General features: G+C 72.4%; 2 protein-coding genes. Both read left to right on the top strand.

The window, feature by feature from the left end; genetic code table 11:
• Positions 1 to 177: 177 nt before the first annotated feature.
• Positions 178 to 519, top strand: a complete 342-nt coding sequence (locus PKE44_RS18995) for a hypothetical protein (RefSeq protein WP_324554355.1) — start codon at positions 178 to 180, stop codon at positions 517 to 519.
• Positions 520 to 598: 79 nt separating this feature from the next.
• Positions 599 to 1,803 (top strand): multicopper oxidase domain-containing protein (locus PKE44_RS18990; protein WP_324554353.1); only part of this gene is annotated, 1,205 nt, incomplete at its 3' end.

The following is a 1,803-nucleotide window of genomic DNA, read 5'->3' as shown; positions in this document are numbered from 1 at the left end:
CATCGCAGCCTCCCTGCCCTGCGGCGCTTCGGGATGTGCAGCGCAGCGTAGCGAGGCCGGTTGCGGCTGTCGCGCCGTGTCCGGCCTTGGCTTGCCTTGCACCCGGTCAATGCCCGCAGCGCCGATGCGGGTACACTCCCCGGCCGTTCCCGACCGCGCGACCGATCCTCACTGCCGATGCTTCGCGACCTGTGCTGCCGAATCTGCCTGCTGCTGGCGCTGCTTGGCGCCGGCGGGCTGCTGCCGGTCGCGGTGCAGGCGCAGGGGGATCAGGCCGGTGCGCAGCCGGCGGTTTCGATCGGCACGCCGGCGCGCAGCGCGCAGGCCCGGGCGCACGATCGCGCCTGCCACGCTGCACACGCCGAACGCTGCTGCCACGCCTGCACCGGCGTGCTGAATTTCGCGTTCGTGCCCGCACCGCTGCCGCCGCCGGCCGGACCGCTGCCGCCGTACCGGCTGGCGCGGCACGACTCGCCGATCCCGGAACCACCGCATCGGCCGCCCCGTCGCACCGCGTAGCGCCCCCGTCCGACCGCTGCGGCTGCCGCAACAGCCGCGCTTCCTGACCGAACGCTGCCGACGAGGCCCAAGCCCGATCATGATGATCCTTCCGAACCTTCCGGCCCGGCTGACGCTGCCGGCCGCCCTGGCGCTGGCGCTCGCCGTGCCGCTCGCCGCCGTCGCCGCGATGCCCGAGCCGATGGCCGCGATGCACTGCGAACATCATCCCGAACTGCCGGCCTGCGGCCCGGCGAAGACGCTGCCCGACACCACCAACGCCCCGGCCGCAAGCGCGCCGGCGGTGGTCGAGCTGGCCGATGGCGCCTTCTACGTGATGCGCGCCGCGCCGGTGACCAAGACCATCAACGGCACGCCGCTGCGGCTGTTCGCCTACAACGGCTCGGTGCCGGGGCCGCTGCTGAAGGTGCGCCAGGGCACGCAGGTGACGATCGGCTTCGAGAACGCCATCGACCAGCCGAGCACGATCCACTGGCACGGCCTGCGCGTCGATTACCGCGAGGACGGCACGCCCGGCATCGGCCAGCCGGCCATCCCGCCCGGCAGCCGCGCCTTCTACCGGCTGCGCTTCCCGGACGAAGGCATGTACTGGTACCACCCGCACGTGCGCGAGGATTACCAGCAGGACGCCGGGCTGTACGGCAACGTCTGGGTGCTGCCGGCCGACAGCGCCGCCTATGCGCCGGTCGCGCAGGAAATCCCGCTGCTGCTCGATGACATCCTGATCGAGAACGGCGCGCAGGTGCCCTGGGGCCGCGTGCATGCCGACTACGCGATCATGGGCCGCTACGGCAACGTGCGGCTGGTCAACGGCGAGACCGCGCAGCAGTTCACCGCGAAGACCGGCGACCGCGTGCGCCTGTACCTGACCAACGCCGCCAACGTCCGCAACTTCCGGCTGAAGCTGCCGGGCCAGAAGCTGCGCGTGGTCGGCAGCGACGGCGGACGCACCGAGCGCGAGACGCTGGTCGATACGCTGCTGCTCGGCCCGAGCGAGCGCGCCATCGTCGAGATCCAGTTCCCGCGCGCCGGCAGCTTCGCGCTGTACGACGACACGCCGGCCGATCGCGTCAAGCTCGCGAGCTTCGAGGTCAGCGGCGACGCCCCGGCCGATGCCGCCGATCCGGCGCTGCGCGACAACCCGCTGATGAGCAGCGATCTCGAACGGCTGCAGGCGGCGGTCGCGGCCGAACCGAAATTCCAGCTGACCATGGACGTGCGCTTCGGCGGTCCGGGCGGCGGCGCCCACGCCGGCCACGGCACGGCCATGGTCAGCTGGAATTT

Source organism: Plasticicumulans sp. (assembly GCF_035331805.1).
In the GTDB taxonomy this organism is placed as follows: domain Bacteria; phylum Pseudomonadota; class Gammaproteobacteria; order Competibacterales; family Competibacteraceae; genus Plasticicumulans.
The sequence above is the reverse complement of the archived record's forward strand: the minus strand, read 5'-3'. Positions and strand labels throughout refer to the sequence as shown.

What these genes read in the sequence shown, in the direction of transcription:
- PKE44_RS18995 (WP_324554355.1), top strand. Translation starts at nt 178, where the DNA reads ATGCTTCGCGACCTGTGCTGCCGAATCTGCCTGCTGCTGGCGCTGCTT.